The following is a 23,973-nucleotide window of genomic DNA, read 5'->3' on the forward strand; positions in this document are numbered from 1 at the left end:
CAGGTCATCTCCTTGGCGATGAGCAATGTGTCTATTAAAAAGTGTCCACCATGTCTCCGAACACCTGTCCACCATGTCTCCGGTACATACACCGGGAGAGGGTTGGGGTGAGGGTAGCTTTTGCCTCACAAACCATCAGGTAATCGGCGCCGGATTGAACAGGGTGATGTCGTTATGCAGCTTGTGCTTCTCCGCCCACGTCTGCTGCTTGCCGCTCGCCACATCCAGGTAGTAGTGGAACAACTCCCAGCCCAATTCCTCGATGGTCGCGCGCCCGGTGGCAATCCGACCGGCATCGATGTCAATCAGGTCCGGCCAGCGCTGCGCCAATTCCGTACGCGTCGAGACCTTGACCACCGGCGCCATCGCCAAACCATACGGCGTACCCCGCCCAGTGGTGAACACATGCAGGTTCATCCCCGCTGCCAACTGCAAGGTGCCGCAGACAAAATCACTCGCCGGCGTGGCGCAGAAAATCAAACCCTTCTGCTTGAAACGCTCGCCCGGGCCGAGCACGCCATTGATCGCGCTGCTACCGGATTTGACGATCGAACCTAGCGACTTCTCGACAATGTTCGACAACCCACCCTTCTTGTTGCCCGGTGTAGTGTTGGCACTGCGATCCGCTTCGCCCTTGGCCAGATAGCGGTCGTACCAGTCCATCTCACGCACCAGTTCCTGCGCCAGGGTTTTGGTTTCGGCACGGGAAGTCAGCAGATAAATCGCATCGCGCACTTCGGTGACTTCGGAAAACATCACCGTCGCCCCTGCGCGCAGCAGCAAGTCCGAGGCATAACCCAGCGCCGGGTTGGCGGTGATGCCGGAGAACGCATCGCTGCCGCCGCACTGCATGCCGAGGATCAGCTCGGAGGCCGGCACGGTTTCGCGGCGGCGCTGGTCGAGCTTCTTCAAACGGACTTCGGCCAGCGCCATGATCTGCTCGATCATCTCGGTGAAACCGTGACTGGAATCCTGCAGGCGATACAGCCATGCCTCGCTGAGATCGACCGAGGCATCGTCCTCGTGCATCACCTGCCCGGCCTGCAATTTCTCGCAGCCCAGACTGATCACCAGCGCTTCACCACCCAGGTTCGGGTTGCGCGCCAGATTGCGCACGGTGCGGATCGGTATATAGGCGTCAGTGGCGGTGATCGCCACGCCGCAGCCGTAACTGTGGGTCAGCGCCACCACGTCATCGACATGCGGATATTTCGGCAGCAACTCGTCCTTGATGCGTTTCACCGCGTGATCGAGCACGCCGGTCACGCACTGCACCGTGGTGGTGATCCCGAGAATATTGCGCGTGCCGACGGTGCCGTCGGCGTTGCGATAACCCTCGAACGTGAAGCCTTCCAGCGGGGCCTGCGCGGCAGGCACCTCGGTGGACAGCGGCAGGCTGTCCAGCGGCGGCGCGGTCGGCATGCGCAGTTGATCTTCCTTGACCCAGCTGCCACGCGGGATCGGCTGCAACGCGTAGCCGATGGTCTGGCCGTAGCGAATCACCTGGCCGCCCTCGGGAATGTCCTCGAGGGTGACCTTGTGGCTCTGCGGCACAAAATCCACGGTCACCAGACCGTCCGGGAACTCGGTGCCGGCCGGTACGCCCTGGTCGTTGACCACAATCACTACGTTGTCCCGCTCGTGCAGGCGGATGTAGCGCGGCGAGTCGGAATGTTCAATCAACTGCATGACGCCGCTCCTCAGGAATGCGCTTGAGACAATTTGCCGGTGATTTCAGAACCACCGTTGGTTGGCGGCTCTTTGAGCACCACACGTTTGATCGGGCCGACGATCACCAGGTAGCTGAACACCGCGACCAGTGCGTTGGCACCGACGAACACCAGCGCCCACTTGAACGAACCGGTGGAGCTGATGATGTAGCCAATCACGATCGGCGTGGTAATCGAGGCGATGTTGCCAAAGGTGTTGAACAGGCCACCGCTCAAACCGGCGATCTGTTTCGGCGAGGTGTCGGACACCACTGCCCAGCCCAACGCGCCCACGCCTTTGCCGAAGAATGCCAAGGCCATGAAGCCGACCACCATCCATTCCACATCAACATAGTTGCAGGCGACGATGCTGCTGGATACCAGCAGACCGGCGATGATCGGTGCCTTGCGGGCGAAGGTCAGCGAATGCCCTTTGCGCAGCAAGTAATCGGAAATCACCCCGCCAAGCACGCCACCGATGAAACCGCAGATCGCCGGCAGCGAGGCAATGAAACCGGCTTTGAGAATAGTCATGCCGCGCTCCTGCACCAGGTACACCGGGAACCAGGTCAGGAAGAAATAGGTGATGCCGTTGATGCAGTACTGACCCAGATATACACCGAGCATCATGCGGTTGGTCAGCAACTGACGGATGTAATCCCACTTCGGACCGTCGGATTTTTTGCCTTGCTTGACGTCCATGTCGACCATGCCGCCGTTGTCGGCGATGAACTGCACTTCGGCTTCGTTGGCCAGCGGATGTTGACGCGGGCTGTGGATAACCTTGAGCCAGACCAGCGAGAAGATGATACCGAGGATGCCCATGACGATGAACACGTGCTCCCAGCCGAAGCGATACACGATCCAGCCCATCAGCGGTGCGAACAGCACGGTGGCGAAGTATTGCGCCGAGTTGAAGATCGCCGAGGCGGTACCGCGTTCCGCAGTCGGGAACCAGGCCGCGACAATGCGCGCGTTGCCGGGAAAGGATGGCGCCTCGGCCAGGCCCACCAGAAAGCGCAGCATGAACAGCGCAACGATCGCCGTGGACATGCCGAATTCACCGACAAAGCCTTGCAGCACGGTGAACAGCGACCAGGTGAAAATGCTCAGGGCATAGACTTTTTTCGAGCCGAAGCGATCGAGCAGCCAGCCACCGGGAATCTGCCCGGCAACATAGGCCCAACCGAAAGCGGAGAAGATGTAGCCGAGGGTGACCGCGTCGATGCCGAGGTCTTTTTGCAGGCTGGAACCGGCGATGGCGATGGTCGCGCGGTCGGCGTAGTTGATCGTGGTCACCAGGAACAGCATGAGCAGGATCAAATAGCGGACGTGAGTCGGCTTGGACGATTGCATGTAGATGTACTCCCACTGATTATTTTTATGCGCGGGTGAATCTGTTGTGCTGCATGTATTCCCTGTAGGAGTTGCCGAAGGCTGCGATCTTTTGATCTTCAAAAGCAAAGATCGCAGCCTTCGGCAGCTCCTACAGGGGTATTGCTGTATCAGGAACCGATGTAGGCGGTTTTCACTACGGTGTAGAACTCTTGCGCATAGCGGCCTTGCTCACGTGAGCCATAGGATGAACCCTTACGGCCACCGAACGGAACGTGGTAATCGACACCGGCGGTCGGCAGGTTGACCATCACCATCCCCGCCTGCGAATGGCGCTTGAAGTGGTTGGCGTACTTCAGCGACGTGGTGGCGATACCAGCCGACAGACCGAACTCGGTGTCGTTGGCCATCGCCAGCGCCGCCTCGTAATCAGCCACGCGAACGACGTTGGCCACCGGGCCGAAGATCTCTTCACGGCTGATGCGCATCGACGCCTCGCTGTCGGCAAACAGCGTTGGCGCGAGGAAGTAGCCTTCGGTGTCGCAGGTCACCAGACCACCGCCGCTGACCAGACGTGCACCTTCGGACTGGCCGATGTCGATGTACTTCATGTCCTGTTCCAGCTGCGCCTGGGAGACCACCGGACCGATGTCGGTGCCGGATTTCAGCGCGTGGCCGACCTTGATCGACTGCATGCGCTCGGCCATGGCCTCGACGAATTTGTCGTGAATCCCGGCGGTGACGATCAGGCGGCTCGACGCCGTGCAACGCTGGCCGGTGGAATAGAACGCGCTCTGCACCGAGAGCTCGACCGCTTGTTTGAGGTCGGCGTCGTCGAGAATGATCTGCGGGTTCTTGCCGCCCATTTCCAGCTGCACCTTGGCCTGGCGCGACACGCAATTAACAGCGATCTGCCGACCCACGCCCACCGAACCGGTAAAGCTGATGCCATCGACTTTCGGGCTGTTGACCAGCGCTTCGCCGACCACTCGACCGCTGCCCATCACCAGGTTGAACACGCCGGCCGGGAAGCCTGCACGGGAGATAATTTCCGCCAGCGCCCAGGCACAACCCGGCACCAGATCCGCAGGTTTCAGCACCACGCAGTTGCCGTAGGCCAATGCCGGAGCAATCTTCCATGCCGGGATGGCAATCGGGAAGTTCCACGGGGTGATCAGACCGACCACGCCGAGGGCTTCGCGGGTCACTTCAACGTTGACGCCCGGGCGCACCGACGGCACGTAATCGCCGGACAGACGCAGGCATTCACCGGCGAAAAACTTGAAAATATTGCCGGCGCGGGTCACTTCGCCGATGGCTTCGGGCAGGGTCTTGCCCTCTTCCCGGGCCAGCAGGGTGCCGAGTTCTTCGCGACGGGCGAGGATTTCCGTGCCGACTTTATCCAGAGCATCGTGACGGGCCTGAATGCCCGAAGTCGACCACGCCGGGAACGCGGTGCGGGCCGCATCGATAGCGGCGTTAACCTGAGTCAGGTCAGCCTTGGCGTAATCGCCGATGGTGTCGCTCAACTCGGACGGGTTGATGTTGGCCGAGTAGTCGGCACCGGCGACCCATTCACCGTTGATGTAGTTGTCGTAACGCTTGGAATCAGCCACAGAAAATTCTCCTCTCTACGCAAAAGCCGCTGATTGCTCAGCGGCCTTGTGGGTCGGTGTTTATTGCGCGCCTTGCTTGTCGATCAGCGCAGCGAGCATTTCGTACTCTTCGCCGGTCAGGTCGGTCAGCGGTGCGCGCACCGGGCCTGCGTCATAGCCGGCGATCTTGGCGCCTGCCTTGACGATGCTCACGGCATAACCGGCTTTGCGGTTGCGGATGTCGAGGTACGGCAGGAAGAAGTCGTCGATGATCTTGCCGACGGTGGCGTGATCTTCGCGAGCAATCGCGTGGTAGAAATCCATCGCGGTTTTCGGGATGAAGTTGAACACCGCCGACGAGTAAACAGGCACGCCCAGCGCCTTGTAGGCGGCGGCATAGACTTCAGCGGTCGGCAGGCCGCCGAGGTAGCTGAAGCGATCACCGAGGCGGCGACGGATCGACACCATCAACTCGATATCGCCCAGACCGTCCTTGTAGCCGATCAGGTTCGGGCAACGCTCGGCCAGACGTTCCAGCAGTGGCGCGGTCAGGCGGCAGACGTTGCGGTTGTAGACCACCACGCCGATGTTCACCGATTTGCACACCGCTTCAACGTGGGCGGCAACGCCGTCCTGGCTGGCTTCGGTCAGGTAATGCGGCAGCAGCAACAGACCTTTGGCGCCCAGACGCTCGGCTTCCTGGGCGTACTCGATGGCTTGACGGGTCGAGCCGCCGACACCGGCCAGAATCGGCACGCTGGTGGCGCAGGTATCGACCGCGGTCTTGATGATTTCCGAGTATTCGCTGGCTGCCAGGGAGAAGAACTCACCGGTGCCGCCGGCGGCGAACAGTGCCGACGCGCCGTACGGGGCCAGCCATTCCAGACGTTTGATGTAGCCAGCGCGGTTGAAATCGCCCTGGGCATTGAAATCGGTGACCGGGAACGACAGCAGACCGGCGGAGAGGATGGACTTCAGTTCTTGTGGATTCATTTTTCGAACACCCTGGGTAGCAACATTTTTTGTGAGTTTTATGGTTCAGCCAGCGCTGAAGTTGTAGGTCATCGTACAACTTAAAAGACAACCGTCAACTGCATTTCATCGTCGCCTCACACTTTTTGTCGGACAAGATTCGTTCTTGACGTAGGAAAAATCTGGGCTAGGCTCGATTTAACTGTATATCCATACAGCTAAAAATAAATCCACCGACGACATATCAAGGAGCAAGAAATGTCCGAACCGCACCCAAATCCACAGGAAAGACCCAAACCGCTGATCGCTCGTTTCGATGATCTTTTCACGGAAAACGGCATCCACTTCAGCGCCGACAATCCGCATCTGGTGTTGCACATCGCCGACGCCCACAGCGATGTCGAACCGCTAAGCGCCCTGCCCGGCAACACCCTCAAAGGCAAGCCTAAACTGCGCTTCGAAGGTGGCGAACACACGGCCATCGGCGACAACACCCTGCTGCGCCTTGCTGAAAACGCTGAACCGATCCGCGCGCAAAACGTGCCCTTGCACCTGCCCAACGGCCTCGCGCTGACCTACGGTCAGGTGCTGGCGCTGGGCGGTGATTTCTACGGCGTGGTTGATCGACCGATCAACGAAGGTGCGACACCGGCCGATCGCCTGAACCGGTTCAATGCCGCCTTCGACTCCCTCGCAGCACTGCCGGCCTCGCGCGCCGAGGCCACGCAGATTCTCGCGGTCATGCAAAAAGAGATCGACGCGGTTAAACAAGCGATCCAGGACGGTAAACCGGCGCACGAAGCCTACGACGCACTGGGAGATACGTTGTCCGAAGAGTGGAACAAGATCACCGGTGGCGGCAGTTTCGTCTCCGCGCTGATCCCGCTCGGGCGTTATCTGAAACTGGCGGCGAACAACGCCGACCACTTCGGCGAATGGGCGAGACTGGCCTATATCGCCGGTCACACCGCCGCCCTGCAAACCGCCATCGCCGCCCGCGCCAGTCAGGATAGACAGCAACTGGAGCGCGCCTACGCGATGAACGCGTTTGCCGACCACTTCCTCACTGACCTGTTCTCATCCGGCCACTTGCGAGTACCGCGCAAGGAGCTTGCCGCAGTGGTGACCCCGAGCGATCTGGGTTCACTGATCACCCGTTTCATGCACGACGAGGACAGCAAATTCGGCCTCAAGGTGCGCAACGCCCATGGCGATCAATGGCGCGCGTACGGCGACAAGCGCTACTTCGAAGCCAGCGACGCGGACAACCGCACCCAGGTCAATCTGGCGGTGCAGGCCTCGGCGGATGAGGTGTTTGCCGCTTACTTGAGCGGCACGCTGCCCGCCCCGTCCACATTCGCCGCACTGCAACGCGTGCCCGACCTGACGGCGGTGCTGAATATTTCCAATAACTTCGCGCCGCTGTTCCGCGTCGAGGGCGGCAAAGTCTTGCGCCGCAAAGATGTGAACAACCTCAACGACACCGCCACCGTCGACAACTGGTGGGGCTGGAGCACCTACCTGCTGCTCAAGGACTACCACCCGAGCGGCAACGTCAATCAAGGAGAATGGGCATGACGATCAGATTGAAACTGGAACTGGCGTCGGGACAGTCGCTGCAAGGTGCACCGCTGGAGTTGCTGGCAGATGGCAAGCCGATTGCGCGGGGTATTGTGGATCAATCAGGCGAGGTGGCGTTTGCTGCCAAGCCGGGGCAAGCGCAACTGGCAGTGAGGGTGGATCGCTCGATATTGCCGCGCTGAATTCACGGGCCCCTTCGCGAGCAAGCCCGCTCCCACAATGGATCTCGGCTGAACTCAAAGTCCGGGCTTGCCGAAAATCCAGGGTGGGAGCGGGCTTGCTCGCGAAAGCGGTAGATCAATCAACACATGAATCAAACCTGCAAACTCATCCGCGCTGCGCCTGCGCCTCTTCATGAGCCTGGCGCAGTCTTTCGCGGCTGTTGGTCAAGTGCAGACGCATGGCCGCCCGCGCCGCATCGGAATCCTGGCGGGCAATTGCGTCATAAATCTCTTCGTGCTCACGGCTCAGACGATTCATGTAGTGCTGCTGATCATCATGGGCCAGGCGCGCCGAATTCAGCCGCGTACGCGGAATGATGCTGGTACCCAGGTGGGTCATGATGTCTGTGAAGTAGCGGTTGCCGGTGGACAGGGCGATTTCCAGGTGGAAGGCGAAGTCCGAGGCCACCGCATCGCTGGCGTGGGCCACGCTGTCGTTCAGCGCATCGAGGGCGGCGCGCATGGTCGCCAGTTGTTCGGAGCTGCGGCGTTGCGCGGCGAGGCCGGCGGACTCCACTTCCAGGCTGATGCGCAATTCGAGAATCGCCAGCACGTCACGCAGGGTGACGACCGTGGCCGGGTCGATGCGGAAACCGCTGGGGCTCGGCGTGTCGAGCACAAAGGTGCCGATGCCGTGGCGGGTTTCCACCTGGCCGGCGGCCTGCAAACGGGAGATCGCCTCGCGCACCACGGTGCGGCTGACGCCGTGCTCCTGCATGATCGCCGACTCGGTGGGCAATTTGTCGCCGCGCTTGAGCAGACCGTCGCGGATCTGCTCGGTCAGCACCGTCACCAGCTCCTGAGCCAGGCTGCGGCGCTTGCGTGGGAGGCGTGGAGTGTCGATCGGGTTTTCCATGGTCAACGTCTGGTCTCGAAAATTCGGCTTGGTGGGCATCATAGCGCAGGCGGGTTGTACGATCACATCCCGCCTCACATTACCCCATGTGGGAGCGGGCTTGCTCGCGAAGGCGGTGTGTCAGGCAACCGATTTGTCGACTGAAGAGACGCCTTCGCGAGCAAGCCCGCTCCCACAGGGGGTTGTGGTGATCAAGCGGTCACGGCCTGCTCCACCAGATGCCCGCTGTCGATCCGCACATGTCTAGGGTGGAAACGCTTCAGGCTGCTGCGGTGGCCGACGCTGACGATGCTCAGGCCCGGCAACTGATCGATCAGCGCCTGATACAACGTTGCCTCATCCTCTTCATCCATCGCCGACGTCGCTTCGTCCATGTACAGCCATTGCGGTGCGTAAAGCATGGCACGGGCGAAAGCCAGGCGTTGCTGCTCACCCGGCGACAGCATGCGCTGCCAGTGATTGGCTTCGTCCAGACGCGCAACCAGATGCGGCAGTCGGCAAGTTTCCAGCACCTCGGCGTAGCGCTCCGGCGCATAGGTATCGCCCGGCTGTGGATAACTCAAGGCCTCGCGCAAGGTGCCGATCGGCAGGTACGGTTTCTGCGGCAGGAACAGGTAACGCGCCGCCGGCAGCCGGATGTTGCCGTGGCCCGCCGGCCACAGATGCCCCATCGCCCGCAGCAACGTCGACTTGCCGCTGCCGGATCGGCCGCTGAGCATCACCCGCTCACCCGGCTCGACTGTCATGTCGGCGCTGGTCAGCAGATGACGACCATCAGCCAAGTCCAGACCGAGGTTGTGCACTTGCAATTCACTGCCCTGATTCTGCACGTCGATGGCCGGCGTACGCTGTTCGTTATCGGTCATGGCCTGACGGAAACTCAGCAGACGATCACAGGTGGCGCGCCACGAGGCCAGCTCTTGATAGGCGCTGATGAACCAGCTGAAACTCTCCTGGACGTTGCCGAATGCCGAGCTGATTTGCATCAGTTCACCCAGCTCGATCTTGCCGGCGAAGTAACGCGGCGCCGCAACGATAAACGGAAAGATCACGGCTGCTTGGCTGTAGCCGGCGGTAAAGAAGGTCAGTCGTTTGGACACTTTCATGATGTCCCAGAAGTTGTGCCAGACCAGACCGAAACGGCTGCTCAGCCGGCGGTTCTCGTTCGGCTCGCCGTTGTACAACGCGATGCTCTCGGCATTCTCACGAATTCGAACCATGGAGAAACGCAGGTCAGCCTCGAAACGCTGTTGTCTGTTGTTCAGGCCGATCAAGCGCCGACCGATCAAATGCGTCAGCCAACTACCCACCCCTGCGTAAATCAGCACACACCAGAACATGTAACCGGGAATCGTAACCCCGAACACTTCGATGCTGCCCGATACACCCCAGAGGATGATCGAAAAAGACACCAGACTGACGACATTGCTCAGCAAGCCAATACCCAGGCTTAAGGTGGTGGCGGTGAACTTGTTGAGGTCTTCTGAAATCCGCTGGTCCGGGTTATCGGTGTAACCGCCCTGCTCCAGCTGGTAGTAATTCTTGTCGGCAAGCCAACGGGAGAAATGCTTTTCGGTGAGCCAGGCCCGCCAGCGAATCGTCAGCATCTGGGTCAGATACAGCCGGTACACGGCACCGACAATCGCCACGGCCGCAATGCCGCAAAAATACAGAATCAAGCGCCAGAACGCCGCTTCATCCTTCTTTTGCAGGGCGTTGTAGAAGTCCTTGTACCAGGTGTTGAACCACACCGAGATGCCCACGCTCAGCAGCGAGAGCGCGATCACCGCAATCAGCAGCGTCCAGGCCTTGCCCTTCTCTTCACTGCGCCAGTAGGGCGTGATGATCGCCCACACCTTGCGAAAAAACTGCCCGCGCACAGCATCGTTGACCGCGGAATATTCAGCGTTCTGATTCATGGAAAAGGCTCGATAAAGAAAAGAACAGACACGCACCGATCATAGTTGATCGGTTCGTTTTATCGCCAGAGTGGGACTGGCTCATTCAGGGATTGTTCAGATTGATGGGGGTTTCAGTATCGCAGCGAGCGCACGTACCGTTCATCGGGACTGTCAGAGTTGACAGTAGAGGGGGGCTATTCAGGCTGATCAACTGGGCTGGCCTCCTGCAAGGAATTCGCTGTGAATCAGGAGAGCAGCTTACCCCTCTGACAACGAAAGGAATTGGTCATGAACAAAGAAGAAAACCCGCTTAATGCTCCAACCAGCGATTCGATCAGGAATGGCAAACTGTCTATCAGCAAGCTCGGGGATTCGGGAACTACATTCACATTCGGGTCCAAAAACTCCGAGGTTCATATCGATGCTGCCTGGATCGGTTATGCCTCCGGAAAGAAATCCGAACAGAAAGGCGGTAAAAACAACGAGCTTATTCTCCCGGTATCAAAAGCTACCTTGGAAAGCTGGTTGGGGCTGGATCTCTACGCGCAATGCAAAGCGACACTGGGTGAAAAACAATACTCATCGCCAAAAACATTCTTCACGGTTGTAGATTGAACCCAAGGCGCTACCCGAATGCAGGGTAGCGCCTGTTTCATTCAATCCAGCTCATTCGGCCAGAAAACCTCTCAACGACGAACCGGGCGCTTCTGCAGCTTGCGCTGCAGGGTGCGGCGGTGCATGCCCAGGGCGCGGGCAGTGGCGGAAATGTTGCCTTCGTGTTCGGTCAGCACACGCTGGATGTGCTCCCATTGCAGACGGTCAACCGACATCGGGTTTTCCGGCACCAGACTGTCGAGGTCGGCGTGCTCGGAGAGCAGCGCGGCCAGTACGTCATCGGCGTCGGCCGGTTTGCACAGGTAGTTGCAGGCGCCGCGCTTGATCGCTTCGACCGCGGTAGCAATGCTCGAATAACCGGTGAGGATCACCACGCGCATTTCCGGGTCCAGCTCCAGCAGCTTGGGCAGCAGCACCAGGCCGGAGTCGCCGTCCATTTTCAGGTCCAGCGCGGCGTAGTCCGGCAGGTCGGCCTGGGCGATGGTCAGGCCTTCTTCGGCGGAACCGGCGGTGCTGACGCGAAAGCCACGACGAGCCATGGCACGGGCCATTACTCGGGTGAACGTTGCGTCGTCGTCGACCAGCAGCAAATGCGGCAGTTCTTCGCCTTCGACTTGGATTTCGTCACTCATGTTGGTCTCCTCGGGCGCCGTGGGGCAGGCGCAGCTCGGTGAGCGTGCCGCCTTCCTCATGACTATAGAGTTTCACTGAGCCGCCGGCGCGTGTCACGCTGGCCTTGCTCAAAAACAGGCCCAGGCCGAAACCTTTGCCCTTGGTGGTAAAAAACGGTTTGCCGATCTGCTCGGCGATGGCCAGCGGCACACCGGCGCCGTGGTCACGAATGCTGATGGTCACGGTTTCCGCGTCCCAGTCCAGCGTCACCTGAAGATTTTCCGGGCAAGCGTCGGCGGCATTGTTCAGCAGGTTGAGCAGCGCCTGGGTCAGGTCCGGCGGCGGCGCCATGCGCGGCACCGTGCCCTGGCCGAGACGCTGGAAACGGTAACTGGCTTCCGGACGCATCAGGTGCCAGCGGTTCAGCGCTTCGTCGAGCCATTGGGTGACGTCCTGCATCTCCACGGCCATACGACGGTTGGCTTCGGCGGCGCGCACCAGTTGCTGCAGGGTTTCTTTGCAGAGTTTGACCTGGTCCTGCAGCACCTTGAGGTCGTCCTGCAGCATCGCGTCGGGATGATCCTGCTGCATTTCCTTGAGCAACACACTCATGGTCGCCAGCGGCGTGCCGAGTTCATGCGCGGCGCCGGCCGCCTGAGTGGCGACGGCGAGCAATTGCTGATCGCGCAGGCCTTCTTCGCGGCGAATCGCCCGCAACTCTTCCTGACGACGCAGCTCTTCAGCCATGCGCGCAGCGAAAAACGTGATGACCGCAGCCGCCAGCGCGAAGCTCAGCCACATGCCGTAGATCTGCAGGTTCTCGCGGGCCACCGGCAGAGTTTCCAACGGGTAGAAACGCGTGAGCATCACGGTGTACAGCGCCAGCGCGATACCCGACAGAATCACCGAATAACGCCACGGCAGCGTCACCGCCGCGATGGTCAGCGGCACCAGATAGTAGGAAACGAACGGGTTGGTCGAACCGCCGGAGAAATACAGCAACGCACTGTGGATCACCAGATCGCAGGCCAGTTGCAGGGCGTATTCGAGTTCAGTCACCGGCCATGAAGTACGCAGGCGCACGGCGGTGAACACGCACAGCAGAATCGAGCAGCCGAGGGTCATCGCCAGTTGCACCCACGGCAACGGCAGCAGTTGCAGCCAGTAGGCCAGGCCGACGGAACCGGCCTGCGCGGCGAGCACCAGGGTGCGAATGAAGGTCAGCCGCCAGAGGTTCTGGCGAGTGGCGGAAGTCAGTTGTACGGGGGCGAGCATGAGCTCTCCTGATGAGCGCTCCAGGCGGATCGCACGGAGTATAACCAAGCCGCGCCTTTGAGAGGCGAAAGTGCGGCAAATGACCACATGGCGCTACCAGAAAAATCGGCTACCTCACACGAAATTCCGAGGCATGAAGAGATCAACTGTGGTGAGGGGATTCATCCCCGATCGGCTGCGCAGCAGTCGTAAAACCTGCGCCCCCATTCTCCTGAAATAAATCTAGTTGCAGCATTTGGGCGGCTTCGCCACCCATCGGGGATAAATCCCCTCACCACAGAGTGCTTTCAACTTGCGGACATCTGTATAGAAGTTGTAACTGGGCGAACCGGAGCATAAAAGCTAGAGTCTGATGGTTTCACGCAGGCCCCCCGATCCAGCACCTGCGCCCTCATCAAGGAGCTTTCATGCACACCTTTCGCCGCAGCGCCGCCCTTCTCGCCCTGACCGTCGGCAGCATCGCCAGCCTTCCGGCGCTGGCCGCCGATGAGCTGCACTACAACCAGATCTCCCTGCGCGCCGAAGTCAGCCAGGAAGTGGCCCGCGACCTGATGATCGTGACGCTCTACACCGAAGCGCAAAACACCGACCCGGCCAAACTCGCCGCCGACGTCAGCACCACCATGAACAAGGCACTGGCCCAGGCCAAGCAAGTCAAAGACATCACCCTGCGCCAGGGCAGCCGCAACAGCTACCCGATCTACGACACCAAGGGCCAGAAAATCACCGGTTGGCGTGAACGCGCCGAACTGCGCCTGGAAAGCGCCGACTTCGCCGCCCTGTCCAAACTCACCGGCGAACTGCTGACCGACCTGAAAATGGGCGGCATGGACTTCGCCATCGCCGAGCCGACCCGCAAGGCCAGCGAGGACAAGTTGCTGAAAGAAGCCGTCATCGCCTTCAAGGCCCGCGCGCAACTGGCCACCGATGCACTGGGCGGCAAGGGCTACAAAATCGTCAACCTGAACCTCAACAGCAATGGCTTCCCGCAACCGTACATGCGCGCCCCGATGATGATGAAAGCCGCCGGCATGGCGGATTCGGCACCGGTCACGCCAGAAGTTGAAGCCGGCACCAGCCAGGTCAGCCTGACCGCCGATGGCTCGATTGAAGTGCTGATGCAGTGAATTGATATGGGCTGAATGAAAAACCGGCGATCAGTGAATGATCGCCGGTTTTTTTGTGCCTGGATTTTGTGGTGAATGTTCCGCCGCCATCGCGAGCAGGCTCACTCCTACAATTTGGAATGCGTTCCCCTGTAGGAGTGAGCCTGCTCGCGATGAACGATAACGCGGTCTCAAGCCTGCGGATCAACCCGGTCCAGCGCCCGATTCACCGCCAGCTCAGCGAGCATGATGATCTGCTGAATCGCCAGCGCCGTATTGCGCTGCGGACGACTGAGCTGATCGGCGAAATCGCTGGCCATGGTGTTGGCCGAGGCCAGGGATTCACAGGCATGCGCCAGCAGGCTTTCCGTGTCGATGCCCGGATGGACGAGGAACATCGAACTCGGGGGGCGCGGTTTTGTAGCTTCGGGGCTGAGGTAGAAGTCGAGGGCGCGTTTGATCGCTTCGCGGTTTTTTGCGAGGTCTTCGGCGTTGAGGGCTTCGGTGAGTGGGGTTGTTTCTGGGGGTGGATCGGGGACTGGCTTGGACATTGATAGCGTTCCTAATCAAAAGCCATTCACTCGCCGTTTCTCACGCGGCGGAGTGGTGGCAGCAATGTGCGGGGTGAGAAACCGGTAGGAACAAGCCCGGCCGGACCGAAGCCCGCCCGCACACAGCCGCCATAGAACATTGCAGCAGCAGAAATGCCGGCGGCAATTATGGTGGTACTGATTGTGGATTAACAGTTCCTGCGGGTTCTCACACCCGATCGCTGAGTTTTCAGCGACAGCCCAAGGCTAGAGAGCTGGCGTCCGAGGGACAACCTGAAAACCTTGTGGGAAGGTTCTGGTTATTTGACACAGATTTAAACAGCCAAAAGCCAACCCTCACCCTAGCCCTCTCCCGGAGGGAGAGGGGACTGACCGAGGTGTTTGGGGGAGCTACGCCGACATGAAATACCGAGTCGAACTCCAATTTTGAAAAGCCCAAAAATCGGCCCCCTCTCCCTCGGGAGAGGGCTGGGCGGGCGGCGTTCCGATGAGGGGCAAATCCACCACAAAACCAAAGCCGCCCCCCCGCTTTCACCACTCAACAGGATGAGCGTTAGCTCGGCTGCGGCTTTTGATCTGTAAGGCGACGTCGGAAGACTGAGTGGAGGGATTGATCCGGGGGTGGGAGCGCAGCGACCGTTTGGCGCAGCCAAACACAGCGAGAGGAGGTGCAGCGAAGCAAACCGGAGGCGCTGCGCCCGGATCGATCCCGCAGCGAAGGCACCCCGAGCCCCAGCGAGCGGGCCGAACGCAGGAGCAAGCCTTTTTGGTTACTTTTTCGGCGTCTGGAAAAAGTGACCCGCCGTAAGGGCGGAACCCCAAGCCGCCGTTACCGCAGCAACGGATATACACCCAAAAGCCCCAGATATACCGAGATAGACACCCCAACAAGAAAAACGATATTTCCGAACACACCCAAATCCCCGCTAACCTGAAAAAACAACCACCTCCAAATCCCGGGGACTCCATGGAAAGATTCACCCTAAAACCACTACTAATCACCCTCGCACTCACCGCCATAGCCCCGATCGCCAACGCCGCCACCACCCTTGTCTACTGCTCCGAAGCCAGCCCGGCAGGCTTCGACCCCAGCCAATACACCAGCGGCACCGACTTCGACGCCTCAGCCGAAACCGTCTTCAACCGCCTCACCCAATTCCAGCGCGGCGGCACCGACATCGAACCCGGCCTGGCGACAAAATGGGACGTCTCCAGCGACGGCCTGCAATACACCTTCCACTTACGGCAAGGCGTGAAATTCCACACAACGGAATATTTCACCCCGACCCGCGACTTCAACGCCGACGACGTACTGTTCACCTTCCAGCGCCTGCTCGACCCCGACAACGCCTTCCGCAAGGCCTACCCCGCCGAGTCCCCGTACTTCACCGACATGGGCCTGAACACCACGATCAAATCGGTAGAAAAAATCGACGATCAGACCGTGCGCTTCAACCTGAACAACGTTGACGCCGCGTTCGTGCAAAACCTCGCCATGAGCTTCGCCTCGGTGCAATCGGCCGAATACGCCGCGCAACTGCTAAAGGAAGGCAAAGCCGCCGACCTCAACCAGAAACCGGTGGGCACCGGCCCGTTCGTATTCAAGCGCTACCAGAAAGATTCGCAGATCCGCTACGCCGCCAACCCGGCCTACTGGAAACCCGAAGACGTGAAGATCGACAACCTGATCTTCTCGATCACCCCCGACGCCGCCGTACGCCTGCAGAAACTCAAGGCCGGCGAATGCCAGGTCAGCGGCTACCCGCGCCCGGCCGACATCGAAGTCATGGAGAAAGACCCGAACCTGCGCGTGCTCAAGCAGCCCGGATTCAACCTCGGCTTCCTCGCCTACAACACCACTCACCCGCCATTGGACCAGCTCAAGGTCCGTCAGGCACTGGACATGGCCATCGACAAACCGGCAATCATCAAAGCCGTTTACCAGAGTGCCGGCCAACTGGCGCAGAACGCCTTGCCGCCGGCGCAATGGTCGTATGACCCGAACATCAAGGACGCGCCATACGACCCGGCGAAAGCCAAGGCGCTACTCAAGGAAGCCGGGGTTGCGCCGGGTACCACCATCAACCTGTGGGCGATGACGGTGCAGCGCGCCTCAAACCCGAATGCACGCATGTCGGCGCAGATGATCCAGCAGGATTGGGAGAAAATCGGCATCAAGGCCAACATCGTCAGCTACGAATGGGGCGAGTACATCAAGCGTGCGAAAAATGGCGAACACGACGCGATGATCTATGGTTGGACAGGTGACAACGGCGACCCGGACAACTGGCTCGGCGTGCTCTACAGCTGCGCGGCAGTCAAGGGCAGCAACTACGCCAAGTGGTGCGACCCGGCCTACGACAAACTGGTGCAGCAGGCCAAGGTGACCACCGACAAGGCGCAACGGGTAAAACTGTATCAACAGGCGCAACTGATCCTTAAACAGCAGGTGCCGATCACCCCGATCGCCAACTCCACGGTGTTCCAGCCGCTGCGCAAGGAAGTGACCGACTTCAAGATCAGTCCGTTTGGCCTTACGCCCTTCTACGGCGTGGGTATAAATAAGTAACACCGAGCCCCAATGCGGCGCGCACAACGTGACCAGCGCACCGTTTTGGGGCTTCGTTTGCACCGTAAAATCCACCCGCAAACGGTCAAATGCGTCAAAAGTTATACAGATGCGACATTAAGGTACGTACGTGCCACCGTTTAACGCTCGCTCACACTCTGGATCTTGCATTGGGTATGGCCCCTGCATAAGTATCCGCAGGCACGACTCACGAGGTCGTACCTCAATATTAAAAAATGACAACAAATCATGAGGCCAACATGCTTAAACACGCGGTCATTCCGTTTTTAGTCGGCGCAGGCTTGTTAGCCTCCGCACCTTTCGCATCCGCTGCGACTAACCTGGTGTTCTGCTCCGAAGGGAGCCCGGCCGGTTTTGATCCAGGCCAGTACACCACCGGAACCGACTTCGACGCCTCAGCCGAAACCATGTTCAACCGCCTGAGCCAGTTCGAGCGTGGCGGCACCGCCGTTATCCCGGGCCTGGCCACCAGCTGGGACATTTCCCCGGACGGCCTGACTTACACCTTCCACTTGCGTGAAGGCGTCAAGTTCCACACCACCCCGTATTTCAAGCCGACTCGTGAGTTCAACGCCGACGACGTGCTGTTCACCTTCAATCGCATGATTAACAAGGATGACCCGTTCCGTAAGGCGTACCCGACCGAATTCCCGTACTTCACCGACATGGGGATGGACACCAACATCACCAAGATCGATAAAGTCGACGACCACACCGTTAAATTCACTCTGAAAGAAGTCGACGCCGCGTTCATCCAGAACATGGCCATGAGCTTCGCCTCGATCCAGTCCGCCGAGTACGCAGCCCAGCTGCTCAAGGAAGGCAAGGCTGCCGACATCAACCAGAAGCCGATCGGCACTGGCCCGTTCGTGTTCAAGAGCTACCAGAAAGACTCGAACATCCGCTACACCGGCAACAAGGATTACTGGAAACCTGAGGACGTGAAGATCGACAACCTGATCTTCGCCATCACCACCGACCCGTCGGTGCGTATCCAGAAGCTGAAAAAGAACGAGTGCCAGGTCACCCTGTTCCCGCGTCCGGCGGATCTCGCGGCGCTGAAAGCCGACAAGACCCTGAAGATGCCTGACCAGGCCGGTTTCAACCTGGGCTACATCGCCTACAACGTGATGGACAAGGTCAAGGGCAGCAACGAGGCTAACCCGCTGGCTGACCTGCGCGTACGTCAGGCGCTGGACATGGCGGTGAACAAGCCGCAGATCATCGATTCGGTTTACCAGGGCGCCGGCCAGCTGGCCGTCAACGCCATGCCACCGACCCAGTGGTCCTACGACACCACCATCAAGGACGCCAAGTACGATCCTGAAAAAGCCAAGCAACTGCTCAAGGAAGCTGGCGTCAAGGAAGGTACCGAGATCGTTCTGTGGGCGATGCCGGTGCAGCGTCCGTACAACCCGAACGCCAAGCTGATGGCTGAAATGCTCCAGTCCGACTGGAAGAAGATCGGCCTGAACGTGAAGATCACCAGCTACGAGTGGGGCGAGTACATCAAGCGTTCCAAAGGTGGCGAGAACCAGGCCATGATCATTGGCTGGAGCGGTGACAATGGTGACCCGGACAACTGGCTGAACGTGCTGTTCGGCTGCGACTCGCTCAGCGGCAACAACTTCTCCAAGTGGTGCGACAAGAAGTTCGACGGCCTCGTCAAGGAAGCCAAACGCACGACCGACCAGGCCAAGCGCACCGAACTGTACAAACAGGCGCAACACGTCCTCAAAGATGCAGTCCCAATGACACCTATCGCTCACTCGACGGTGTATCAACCCATGCGCGCCAACGTGCAGGACTTCAAGATCAGCCCATTCGGCTTGAACTCCTTCTACGGCGTCAGCGTCAGCAATTAAAAGAAACAGCGGCGACGTTTAAAGCGGCGCCGCTGTTTTTTTTCTGCCGACTAGCCAGGAATTTGCCTACAGCCATTTCCACCCTGCTCTAACAGGGAGGTACATGACGTGTTGCCTTTTCCTACGAGTCTTTAGGACTCAGCGCATTTACTGCCAGACCCACGGCACCTACCGTCGGGTTCTGACCAGTTTCTGCGTGGGCCACCGGCTTGCTGTACGTACTGGATTGAGCTCAATGCCACCTCAGCGTCCCTGGACGGGACCGCGGTGCATTGAACAACACTACAAAAAAGAGGGAGCGTCATGCGCCATACCTTGGTTTTTTCCGCACTGCTGGGCGCCGGCCTGTTGGCCGCCACGTCCGCCAGTTACGCCGCCAGCAACAGCCTGGTGTTCTGCTCCGAAGGCAGCCCGGCGGGTTTTGATACCGCGCAATACACGACGGCCACCGATAACGATGCCGCCGAGCCGCTGTACAACCGCCTGGTCGAGTTTGAAAAAGGCGCGACCAACGTCGTACCGGGACTGGCAACCAAGTGGGATATTTCCGAGGATGGTCTCAAGTACACCTTTCACCTGCGTGAAGGTGTGAAATTTCATACAACGCCGTACTTCAAACCGACGCGCGATTTCAACGCCGACGACGTGCTGTTCACGTTTAACCGCATGCTCGATCCGCAACAGCCATTCCGTAAGGCTTATCCGACCGAATTCCCGTATTTCAACGGGATGAGCCTGAACAAGAACATTGCCAAGGTCGAAAAGACCGGGCCGCTGACCGTGGAATTCACGCTCAACAGCGTCGACGCCGCGTTCATCCAGAACATCGCCATGAGCTTCGCTGCCATCCTGTCCGCCGAATACGCCGACAAGCTGCTGGCCGAAGGCAAGCCGAGCGACATCAACCAGAAGCCGGTCGGCACCGGGCCGTTCGTGTTCAAGAGCTATCAGAAAGACTCGAATATCCGTTACACCGGTAACGAGCACTACTGGGACCCGAGCCGGGTCAAGCTGAAGAACCTGATCTTCGCGATCAACACCGACGCTTCGGTACGCGTGCAGAAGCTCAAGGCCGGCGAATGCCAGATCACCCTGCATCCACGCCCTGCCGATGTCGAAGCACTGAAGGCCGACCCGAAACTGCAGCTGATTTCCAAGCCGGGCTTCAACCTCGGCTACATCGCCTACAACGTGCGCCACAAGCCCTTCGACCAGCTCGAAGTACGTCAGGCGCTGGACATGGCGGTGAATAAACAGGGGATTCTCAACGCTGTTTATCAAGGCGCCGGGCAACTGGCGGTCAACGCCATGCCACCGACCCAGTGGTCCTACGATGACAGCATCAAAGACGCCGCCTACAACCCGGAAAAAGCCCGCGAGCTGCTCAAGGCTGCCGGCGTGAAAGAAGGCACCGAGATCACCCTGTGGGCGATGCCGGTACAGCGTCCATACAACCCGAACGCCAAACTGATGGCCGAAATGCTCCAGGCTGACTGGGCGAAAATCGGTCTGAAAGTGAAGATCGTCAGCTACGAATGGGGCGAGTACATCAAGCGCACCAAGAATGGCGAGCACGATATCAGCCTGATCGGCTGGACCGGCGACAACGGGGACCCGGACAACTGGCTGGGCACCCTGTACAGCTGCGACGCCATTGGCGGCAACAACTATTCCATGTGGTGCGATCCGGCGTACGACAAGCTGATCAAAGAGGCCAAGGTCGTCACCGATCGCGACCAGCGCACCACGCTCTACAAACAGGCGCAGCAGTTGCTCAAGCAGCAAGTGCCGATCACGCCTGTCGCCCACTCGACGGTCAACCAGCCGTTAAGCGCCAGGGTTGAAGGCTTCAAGGTCAGCCCCTTCGGTCGCAATGTGTTCTCGGGCGTCAGTATCGATTAACCCAACCGATTAGCCGCAATGCTGAGGGGACTGTCTATCCCCTCACGCAAGCGCTTTGCCGAAATTCGCCGACCCGGCATTTTGCAAACGTTTGCGATGTGTGAAATGAGTTCTAAACCAATAACCGGCCCACCCAAAAAAGCCGGCATAAAAAGAAAGTAAAGGAGCTTCACCCATGAAACTGAGCAGCACCGCGATACTGGCCCTGGCCATCAGCAGCATCACCGCTACGGCGTACGCAGAACCTGCAAGTCAGGAATTCGTACCGACCACCCTGGCCGGCAGCAGCGCCCAAAGCGAGGCCAAAGGCTTTATCGATGGACAAAGTCTGGGCGGGACTACACGCAACTGGTACGCCAACGAACTGAAGCGTCGGGATGACCGTTTCAGCTATGTGAAGAACAGCGACAAGAACACTTCGCCAGTGGTGAAAACGCCAACCCCGCGTCGTATCAACTGGGTTCAAGGCACCATCGTCAACTACACCTCGGGCTTCACCCAAGGCACCGTTGGCGTGAGCACTGAAGTCGCCGCCTACAACGCCATCGTTCTGGACCGTGACCGCAAGGACATCGCCGGCGGCTCCAACCGCACCCTGGCGCACTCCGACGGCGATGCTGTTGACCAGTGGAGCAAACTGGGTCTGGCCAACGTCAAGTTCCGTGTTTCCAACACCACGCTGACCGCGGGTCGTCAGAACTTCAGCACCCCGATCGTCGACGTCATCGGCAACCGTCCGCTGCCTTCGAGCTTCGAAGGTATCAGCCTGCACAGCGAAGAATTCAACAACCTGTCGTTCGATCTGGCCGGTTTTGACCGTGTTTCGCCGCGTACCGAGCAGAGCCTGTCGAAGTTCCGCACCGAGTACTCGGCCACTGGCGTTGAAACCGACAAGGTTTACACCGCTGGCGTGAACTACCAGCCTCTGAAGAGCCTGAAAACCAGCCTCTACGTAGCCAACGTCGAAGACTTCTGGAACCAGTACTACTTCGGCGGCACCCACGAATTGGGTGATAGCCAGGTACTAAGCCTGACCACCGGTCTGAACTACTACAAGACCGTCGACGAAGGCAAAAAGTTGATGGGCAACATCGACAACGACACCTACTCGCTGTCGTTCGGCCTGACTCACCAGGCCCACAGCCTGACCTTCTCGTACCAGCAAGTGAACGGTGACGAGTACTTCGACTACCTGCACGAAACCAACGGCATCTACCTGGCCAACTCCCTGCTGTCGGACTTCAACGGCCCGAACGAGAAATCCTTCCAGATCGCCTACGGCATCAACATGGCCGAATACGGCGTGCCAGGCCTGAAGTTCAACATCTACCAAGCTCGCGGCTGGGGTATCGACGGTACTCACTACACCGGCACCGCCTACACCGATCCGGGCGCCAAGCGCGGCGACCTGAGCCTGATGGATGGCGAAAGCCACTACGAATACGGTGTCGGTGCTTCCTACGCCGTGCAGAGCGGCCCGCTCAAGGCCACCGCAATTCGCGCGACTTACACCACTCACCGCGCGAGCGAGCACCAGGCTGACGGCAACATCAACGAGTTCCGTCTCGTGACCACCATCCCGTTCAACATCCTGTAAAAAACGCCAACCGACGGCTGACTCATGACGAGTCGGCCGTTCGGTTTTTTGTCTTCAACCGATTGCAGAGGGTTATCGATGAAAATGCTTCCCCTACGTGCGGCCGTCGCTGCCGCGTTGTTGAGCGCCGCCATCGGCGTCTCGGCCAAACCCTTGGTGGTCTGCACCGAAGCCAGCCCGGAAGGCTTCGACATGGTCCAGTACACAACTGCAGTCACTGCCGATGCGGTGGCCGAAACGATCTTCAACCGCCTGGCCGACTTCAAGCCCGGCACCACCGAAGTGATTCCGGCACTGGCCGAATCCTGGGACATCAGTGAAGACGGCCTGACGTACACGTTCCACCTGCGCAAAGGCGTCAAGTTTCACACCACCGAATACTTCAAGCCGACCCGCGACATGAACGCCGACGACGTGGTCTGGAGCTTCCAGCGTCAGCTGGACCCGAATCACCCGTGGCACAAACTGTCGAGCGTGGGCTTCCCGTACTTTGAAAGCATGGGCTTCAAGGAACTGCTCAAAAGCGTAGAGAAAGTCGACGACAACACGGTCAAGTTCACCCTGACCCGCCGCGAAGCGCCGTTCCTGGCCGACATCGCCATGGCGTTCTCCTCGATCTACCCGGCCGAATACGCCGACCAATTGCTCAAGTCTGGCAAAACTGCCGACCTGAACAGCAAGCCGATCGGTACCGGTCCGTTCATCTTCCAGCGTTATGCCAAGGATGCGCAGGTGCGCTTCAAGGCCAACCCGGACTACTTCCGTGGCAAGGCCCCGGCCGACGCGCTGATCCTGGCGATCGCCACCGACAACAACGTGCGCCTGCAGAAGCTCAAGGCCAACGAGTGCCAGATAGCGCTGTATCCGAAACCGGATGACATCCCGAGCATCAAGAAAGACAGCAACCTGAAAGTCGACGAGATGGACGCGATGACCGTCTCGTACATCGCCATGAACACCCAGCACAAATACATGAGCGACGTGCGTGTGCGTAAGGCCATCGACATCGCCTTCGACAAGGAAGCCTACGTCAACGCGCTGTTCGGCAAAGGCAACGCCAGCGTGGCGGTCAACCCGTACCCGCCGACCCTTCTGGGCTACAACCACGACCTGAAGAACCCGCCACGCGATCTGGACAAGGCACGCGCCCTGCTCAAGGAAGCCGGGGTTCCGGAAGGCACCGTGTTTACCCTGTTTACCCGTAACGGCGGTGGCCCGACCAACCCGAACCCGATGCTGGGCGCGCAGATGATGCAGGCTGACCTGGCCAAGGTCGGAATCAAGATCGACATCCGCGTCATGGAATGGGGCGAAATGCTCAAACGCGCCAAGGCCGGCGAGCACGACATGGTGTCGGCCGGATGGGCGGGCGACAACGGCGACCCGGATAACTTCCTGACGCCTATGCTCAGTTGCGAAGCAGCCAAGAACGGCGAAAACTACGCGCGCTGGTGCAACGAGAAATTCCAGACCCTGCTCGACGAAGCACGGGCTAAAGTAGATCCGGCCGAACGCGCCAAACTCTACGAACAGGCCCAGGTGCTGTTTAATCAGGACCAACCGTGGATCAGCATGGCCCACACCCGGATGTTTACCGCAATGCGCAACAACGTAGAGGGTTATCACATCAGCCCTCTCACAACCAATAACTTCGCCACTACCCAGGTGAAGTAGATAAGAAACTCCCGGC

The 23,973-nt window shown here is 59.4% G+C and carries 18 protein-coding genes; 9 read left to right on the plus strand and 9 right to left on the minus strand.

Features of this window, described 5'->3' with window-relative positions; translation table 11 throughout:
* Positions 1–135: 135 nt before the first annotated feature.
* From garD to kdgD, 4 genes are all read right to left on the minus strand, one after another.
* On the minus strand, positions 136–1,689 hold the full coding sequence (gene garD, locus J1G18_RS16755) for a galactarate dehydratase (protein WP_223008102.1): 1,554 nt from the start codon (positions 1,687–1,689) through the stop codon (positions 136–138).
* A gap of 11 nt (positions 1,690–1,700) precedes the next feature.
* Entirely contained in the window at positions 1,701–3,065 is a 1,365-nt protein-coding gene (locus tag J1G18_RS16760) for an MFS transporter (RefSeq protein WP_027610828.1), read from the minus strand.
* 149 nt (positions 3,066–3,214) lie between these two features.
* Positions 3,215–4,660, minus strand: a complete 1,446-nt coding sequence (locus tag J1G18_RS16765) for an aldehyde dehydrogenase family protein (RefSeq protein ID WP_134785437.1) — start codon at positions 4,658–4,660, stop codon at positions 3,215–3,217.
* A gap of 60 nt (positions 4,661–4,720) precedes the next feature.
* The gene (kdgD, locus tag J1G18_RS16770; protein ID WP_007981458.1) at positions 4,721–5,632 is read right to left on the minus strand and encodes a 5-dehydro-4-deoxyglucarate dehydratase; all 912 of its coding nucleotides are present in this window, start codon (positions 5,630–5,632) and stop codon (positions 4,721–4,723) included.
* A gap of 237 nt (positions 5,633–5,869) precedes the next feature.
* Here kdgD and J1G18_RS16775 point away from each other — a divergent pair, with 237 nt between their 5' ends.
* Positions 5,870–7,189 (plus strand): phospholipase, encoded by a 1,320-nt coding sequence (locus J1G18_RS16775; RefSeq protein WP_223008103.1) that lies wholly within the window; start codon positions 5,870–5,872, stop codon positions 7,187–7,189.
* A complete protein-coding gene (locus J1G18_RS16780) occupies positions 7,186–7,374 on the plus strand; it encodes a hypothetical protein (protein ID WP_134785435.1) in 189 nt (62 codons plus the stop codon). Before J1G18_RS16775 ends, J1G18_RS16780 begins: the two co-directional genes overlap by 4 nt.
* Before the next feature lie 145 nt (positions 7,375–7,519).
* On the opposite strand, the gene J1G18_RS16785 is transcribed toward J1G18_RS16780, so the two are convergent.
* Entirely contained in the window at positions 7,520–8,269 is a 750-nt protein-coding gene (locus tag J1G18_RS16785) for a FadR/GntR family transcriptional regulator (RefSeq protein WP_177416188.1), read from the minus strand.
* Between the two features lie 191 nt (positions 8,270–8,460).
* The gene (locus tag J1G18_RS16790) at positions 8,461–10,188 is read right to left on the minus strand and encodes an ABC transporter ATP-binding protein/permease (protein WP_134785434.1); all 1,728 of its coding nucleotides are present in this window, start codon (positions 10,186–10,188) and stop codon (positions 8,461–8,463) included.
* 270 nt (positions 10,189–10,458) lie between these two features.
* Here J1G18_RS16790 and J1G18_RS16795 point away from each other — a divergent pair, with 270 nt between their 5' ends.
* On the plus strand, positions 10,459–10,785 hold the full coding sequence (locus tag J1G18_RS16795; RefSeq protein ID WP_134785433.1) for a hypothetical protein: 327 nt from the start codon (positions 10,459–10,461) through the stop codon (positions 10,783–10,785).
* A gap of 71 nt (positions 10,786–10,856) precedes the next feature.
* Here the strand turns inward: J1G18_RS16795 and J1G18_RS16800 are convergent, their stop codons facing one another.
* Together J1G18_RS16800 and J1G18_RS16805 are read right to left on the minus strand one after the other, a co-directional pair.
* Positions 10,857–11,417, minus strand: a complete 561-nt coding sequence (locus J1G18_RS16800; protein ID WP_003221630.1) for a response regulator transcription factor — start codon at positions 11,415–11,417, stop codon at positions 10,857–10,859.
* Entirely contained in the window at positions 11,410–12,672 is a 1,263-nt protein-coding gene (locus J1G18_RS16805) for an ATP-binding protein (RefSeq protein ID WP_027610820.1), read from the minus strand. Before J1G18_RS16805 ends, J1G18_RS16800 begins: the two co-directional genes overlap by 8 nt.
* Positions 12,673–13,079: 407 nt before the next feature.
* Here J1G18_RS16805 and J1G18_RS16810 point away from each other — a divergent pair, with 407 nt between their 5' ends.
* A complete protein-coding gene (locus J1G18_RS16810) occupies positions 13,080–13,799 on the plus strand; it encodes an SIMPL domain-containing protein (RefSeq protein ID WP_134785432.1) in 720 nt (239 codons plus the stop codon).
* A gap of 170 nt (positions 13,800–13,969) precedes the next feature.
* Here J1G18_RS16810 and J1G18_RS16815 read toward each other — a convergent pair whose 3' ends face one another.
* Complete coding sequence (locus J1G18_RS16815) at positions 13,970–14,329, minus strand: DUF6124 family protein (RefSeq protein ID WP_210558896.1); 360 nt, start codon at positions 14,327–14,329, stop codon at positions 13,970–13,972.
* A 967-nt stretch (positions 14,330–15,296) separates the two neighbouring features.
* Between J1G18_RS16815 and J1G18_RS16820 the strand changes: the two genes are divergently transcribed.
* The 5 genes from J1G18_RS16820 (at position 15,297) to J1G18_RS16840 (ending at position 23,957) form a co-directional block, all read left to right on the plus strand.
* The gene (locus tag J1G18_RS16820; RefSeq protein ID WP_223008104.1) at positions 15,297–16,898 is read left to right on the plus strand and encodes an ABC transporter substrate-binding protein; all 1,602 of its coding nucleotides are present in this window, start codon (positions 15,297–15,299) and stop codon (positions 16,896–16,898) included.
* 260 nt (positions 16,899–17,158) lie between these two features.
* Complete coding sequence (locus tag J1G18_RS16825) at positions 17,159–18,784, plus strand: ABC transporter substrate-binding protein (protein WP_027610816.1); 1,626 nt, start codon at positions 17,159–17,161, stop codon at positions 18,782–18,784.
* A 303-nt stretch (positions 18,785–19,087) separates the two neighbouring features.
* A complete protein-coding gene (locus J1G18_RS16830; protein WP_098967187.1) occupies positions 19,088–20,686 on the plus strand; it encodes an ABC transporter substrate-binding protein in 1,599 nt (532 codons plus the stop codon).
* Positions 20,687–20,861: 175 nt separating this feature from the next.
* A complete protein-coding gene (locus J1G18_RS16835) occupies positions 20,862–22,283 on the plus strand; it encodes an OprD family porin (protein WP_098967185.1) in 1,422 nt (473 codons plus the stop codon).
* 78 nt (positions 22,284–22,361) lie between these two features.
* Positions 22,362–23,957, plus strand: coding sequence for an ABC transporter substrate-binding protein (locus tag J1G18_RS16840; RefSeq protein ID WP_098967183.1), 1,596 nt, complete (start codon positions 22,362–22,364; stop codon positions 23,955–23,957).
* Positions 23,958–23,973 lie beyond the last annotated feature (16 nt).

The organism is Pseudomonas sp. MIS38 (assembly GCF_019891575.1).
GTDB classification, from domain to species: domain Bacteria; phylum Pseudomonadota; class Gammaproteobacteria; order Pseudomonadales; family Pseudomonadaceae; genus Aquipseudomonas; species Aquipseudomonas putida_A.

What these genes read in the sequence shown, in the direction of transcription:
- J1G18_RS16810 (WP_134785432.1), top strand. Translation starts at nt 13,080, where the DNA reads ATGCACACCTTTCGCCGCAGCGCCGCCCTTCTCGCCCTGACCGTCGGC.
- J1G18_RS16760 (WP_027610828.1), bottom strand. Translation starts at nt 3,065, where the DNA reads ATGCAATCGTCCAAGCCGACTCACGTCCGCTATTTGATCCTGCTCATG.
- J1G18_RS16805 (WP_027610820.1), bottom strand. Translation starts at nt 12,672, where the DNA reads ATGCTCGCCCCCGTACAACTGACTTCCGCCACTCGCCAGAACCTCTGG.
- J1G18_RS16780 (WP_134785435.1), top strand. Translation starts at nt 7,186, where the DNA reads ATGACGATCAGATTGAAACTGGAACTGGCGTCGGGACAGTCGCTGCAA.
- J1G18_RS16830 (WP_098967187.1), top strand. Translation starts at nt 19,088, where the DNA reads ATGCGCCATACCTTGGTTTTTTCCGCACTGCTGGGCGCCGGCCTGTTG.
- J1G18_RS16825 (WP_027610816.1), top strand. Translation starts at nt 17,159, where the DNA reads ATGCTTAAACACGCGGTCATTCCGTTTTTAGTCGGCGCAGGCTTGTTA.
- J1G18_RS16800 (WP_003221630.1), bottom strand. Translation starts at nt 11,417, where the DNA reads ATGAGTGACGAAATCCAAGTCGAAGGCGAAGAACTGCCGCATTTGCTG.
- J1G18_RS16795 (WP_134785433.1), top strand. Translation starts at nt 10,459, where the DNA reads ATGAACAAAGAAGAAAACCCGCTTAATGCTCCAACCAGCGATTCGATC.
- J1G18_RS16815 (WP_210558896.1), bottom strand. Translation starts at nt 14,329, where the DNA reads ATGTCCAAGCCAGTCCCCGATCCACCCCCAGAAACAACCCCACTCACC.
- kdgD (WP_007981458.1), bottom strand. Translation starts at nt 5,632, where the DNA reads ATGAATCCACAAGAACTGAAGTCCATCCTCTCCGCCGGTCTGCTGTCG.
- J1G18_RS16775 (WP_223008103.1), top strand. Translation starts at nt 5,870, where the DNA reads ATGTCCGAACCGCACCCAAATCCACAGGAAAGACCCAAACCGCTGATC.
- J1G18_RS16835 (WP_098967185.1), top strand. Translation starts at nt 20,862, where the DNA reads ATGAAACTGAGCAGCACCGCGATACTGGCCCTGGCCATCAGCAGCATC.
- J1G18_RS16820 (WP_223008104.1), top strand. Translation starts at nt 15,297, where the DNA reads ATGGAAAGATTCACCCTAAAACCACTACTAATCACCCTCGCACTCACC.
- garD (WP_223008102.1), bottom strand. Translation starts at nt 1,689, where the DNA reads ATGCAGTTGATTGAACATTCCGACTCGCCGCGCTACATCCGCCTGCAC.
- J1G18_RS16785 (WP_177416188.1), bottom strand. Translation starts at nt 8,269, where the DNA reads ATGGAAAACCCGATCGACACTCCACGCCTCCCACGCAAGCGCCGCAGC.
- J1G18_RS16790 (WP_134785434.1), bottom strand. Translation starts at nt 10,188, where the DNA reads ATGAATCAGAACGCTGAATATTCCGCGGTCAACGATGCTGTGCGCGGG.
- J1G18_RS16840 (WP_098967183.1), top strand. Translation starts at nt 22,362, where the DNA reads ATGAAAATGCTTCCCCTACGTGCGGCCGTCGCTGCCGCGTTGTTGAGC.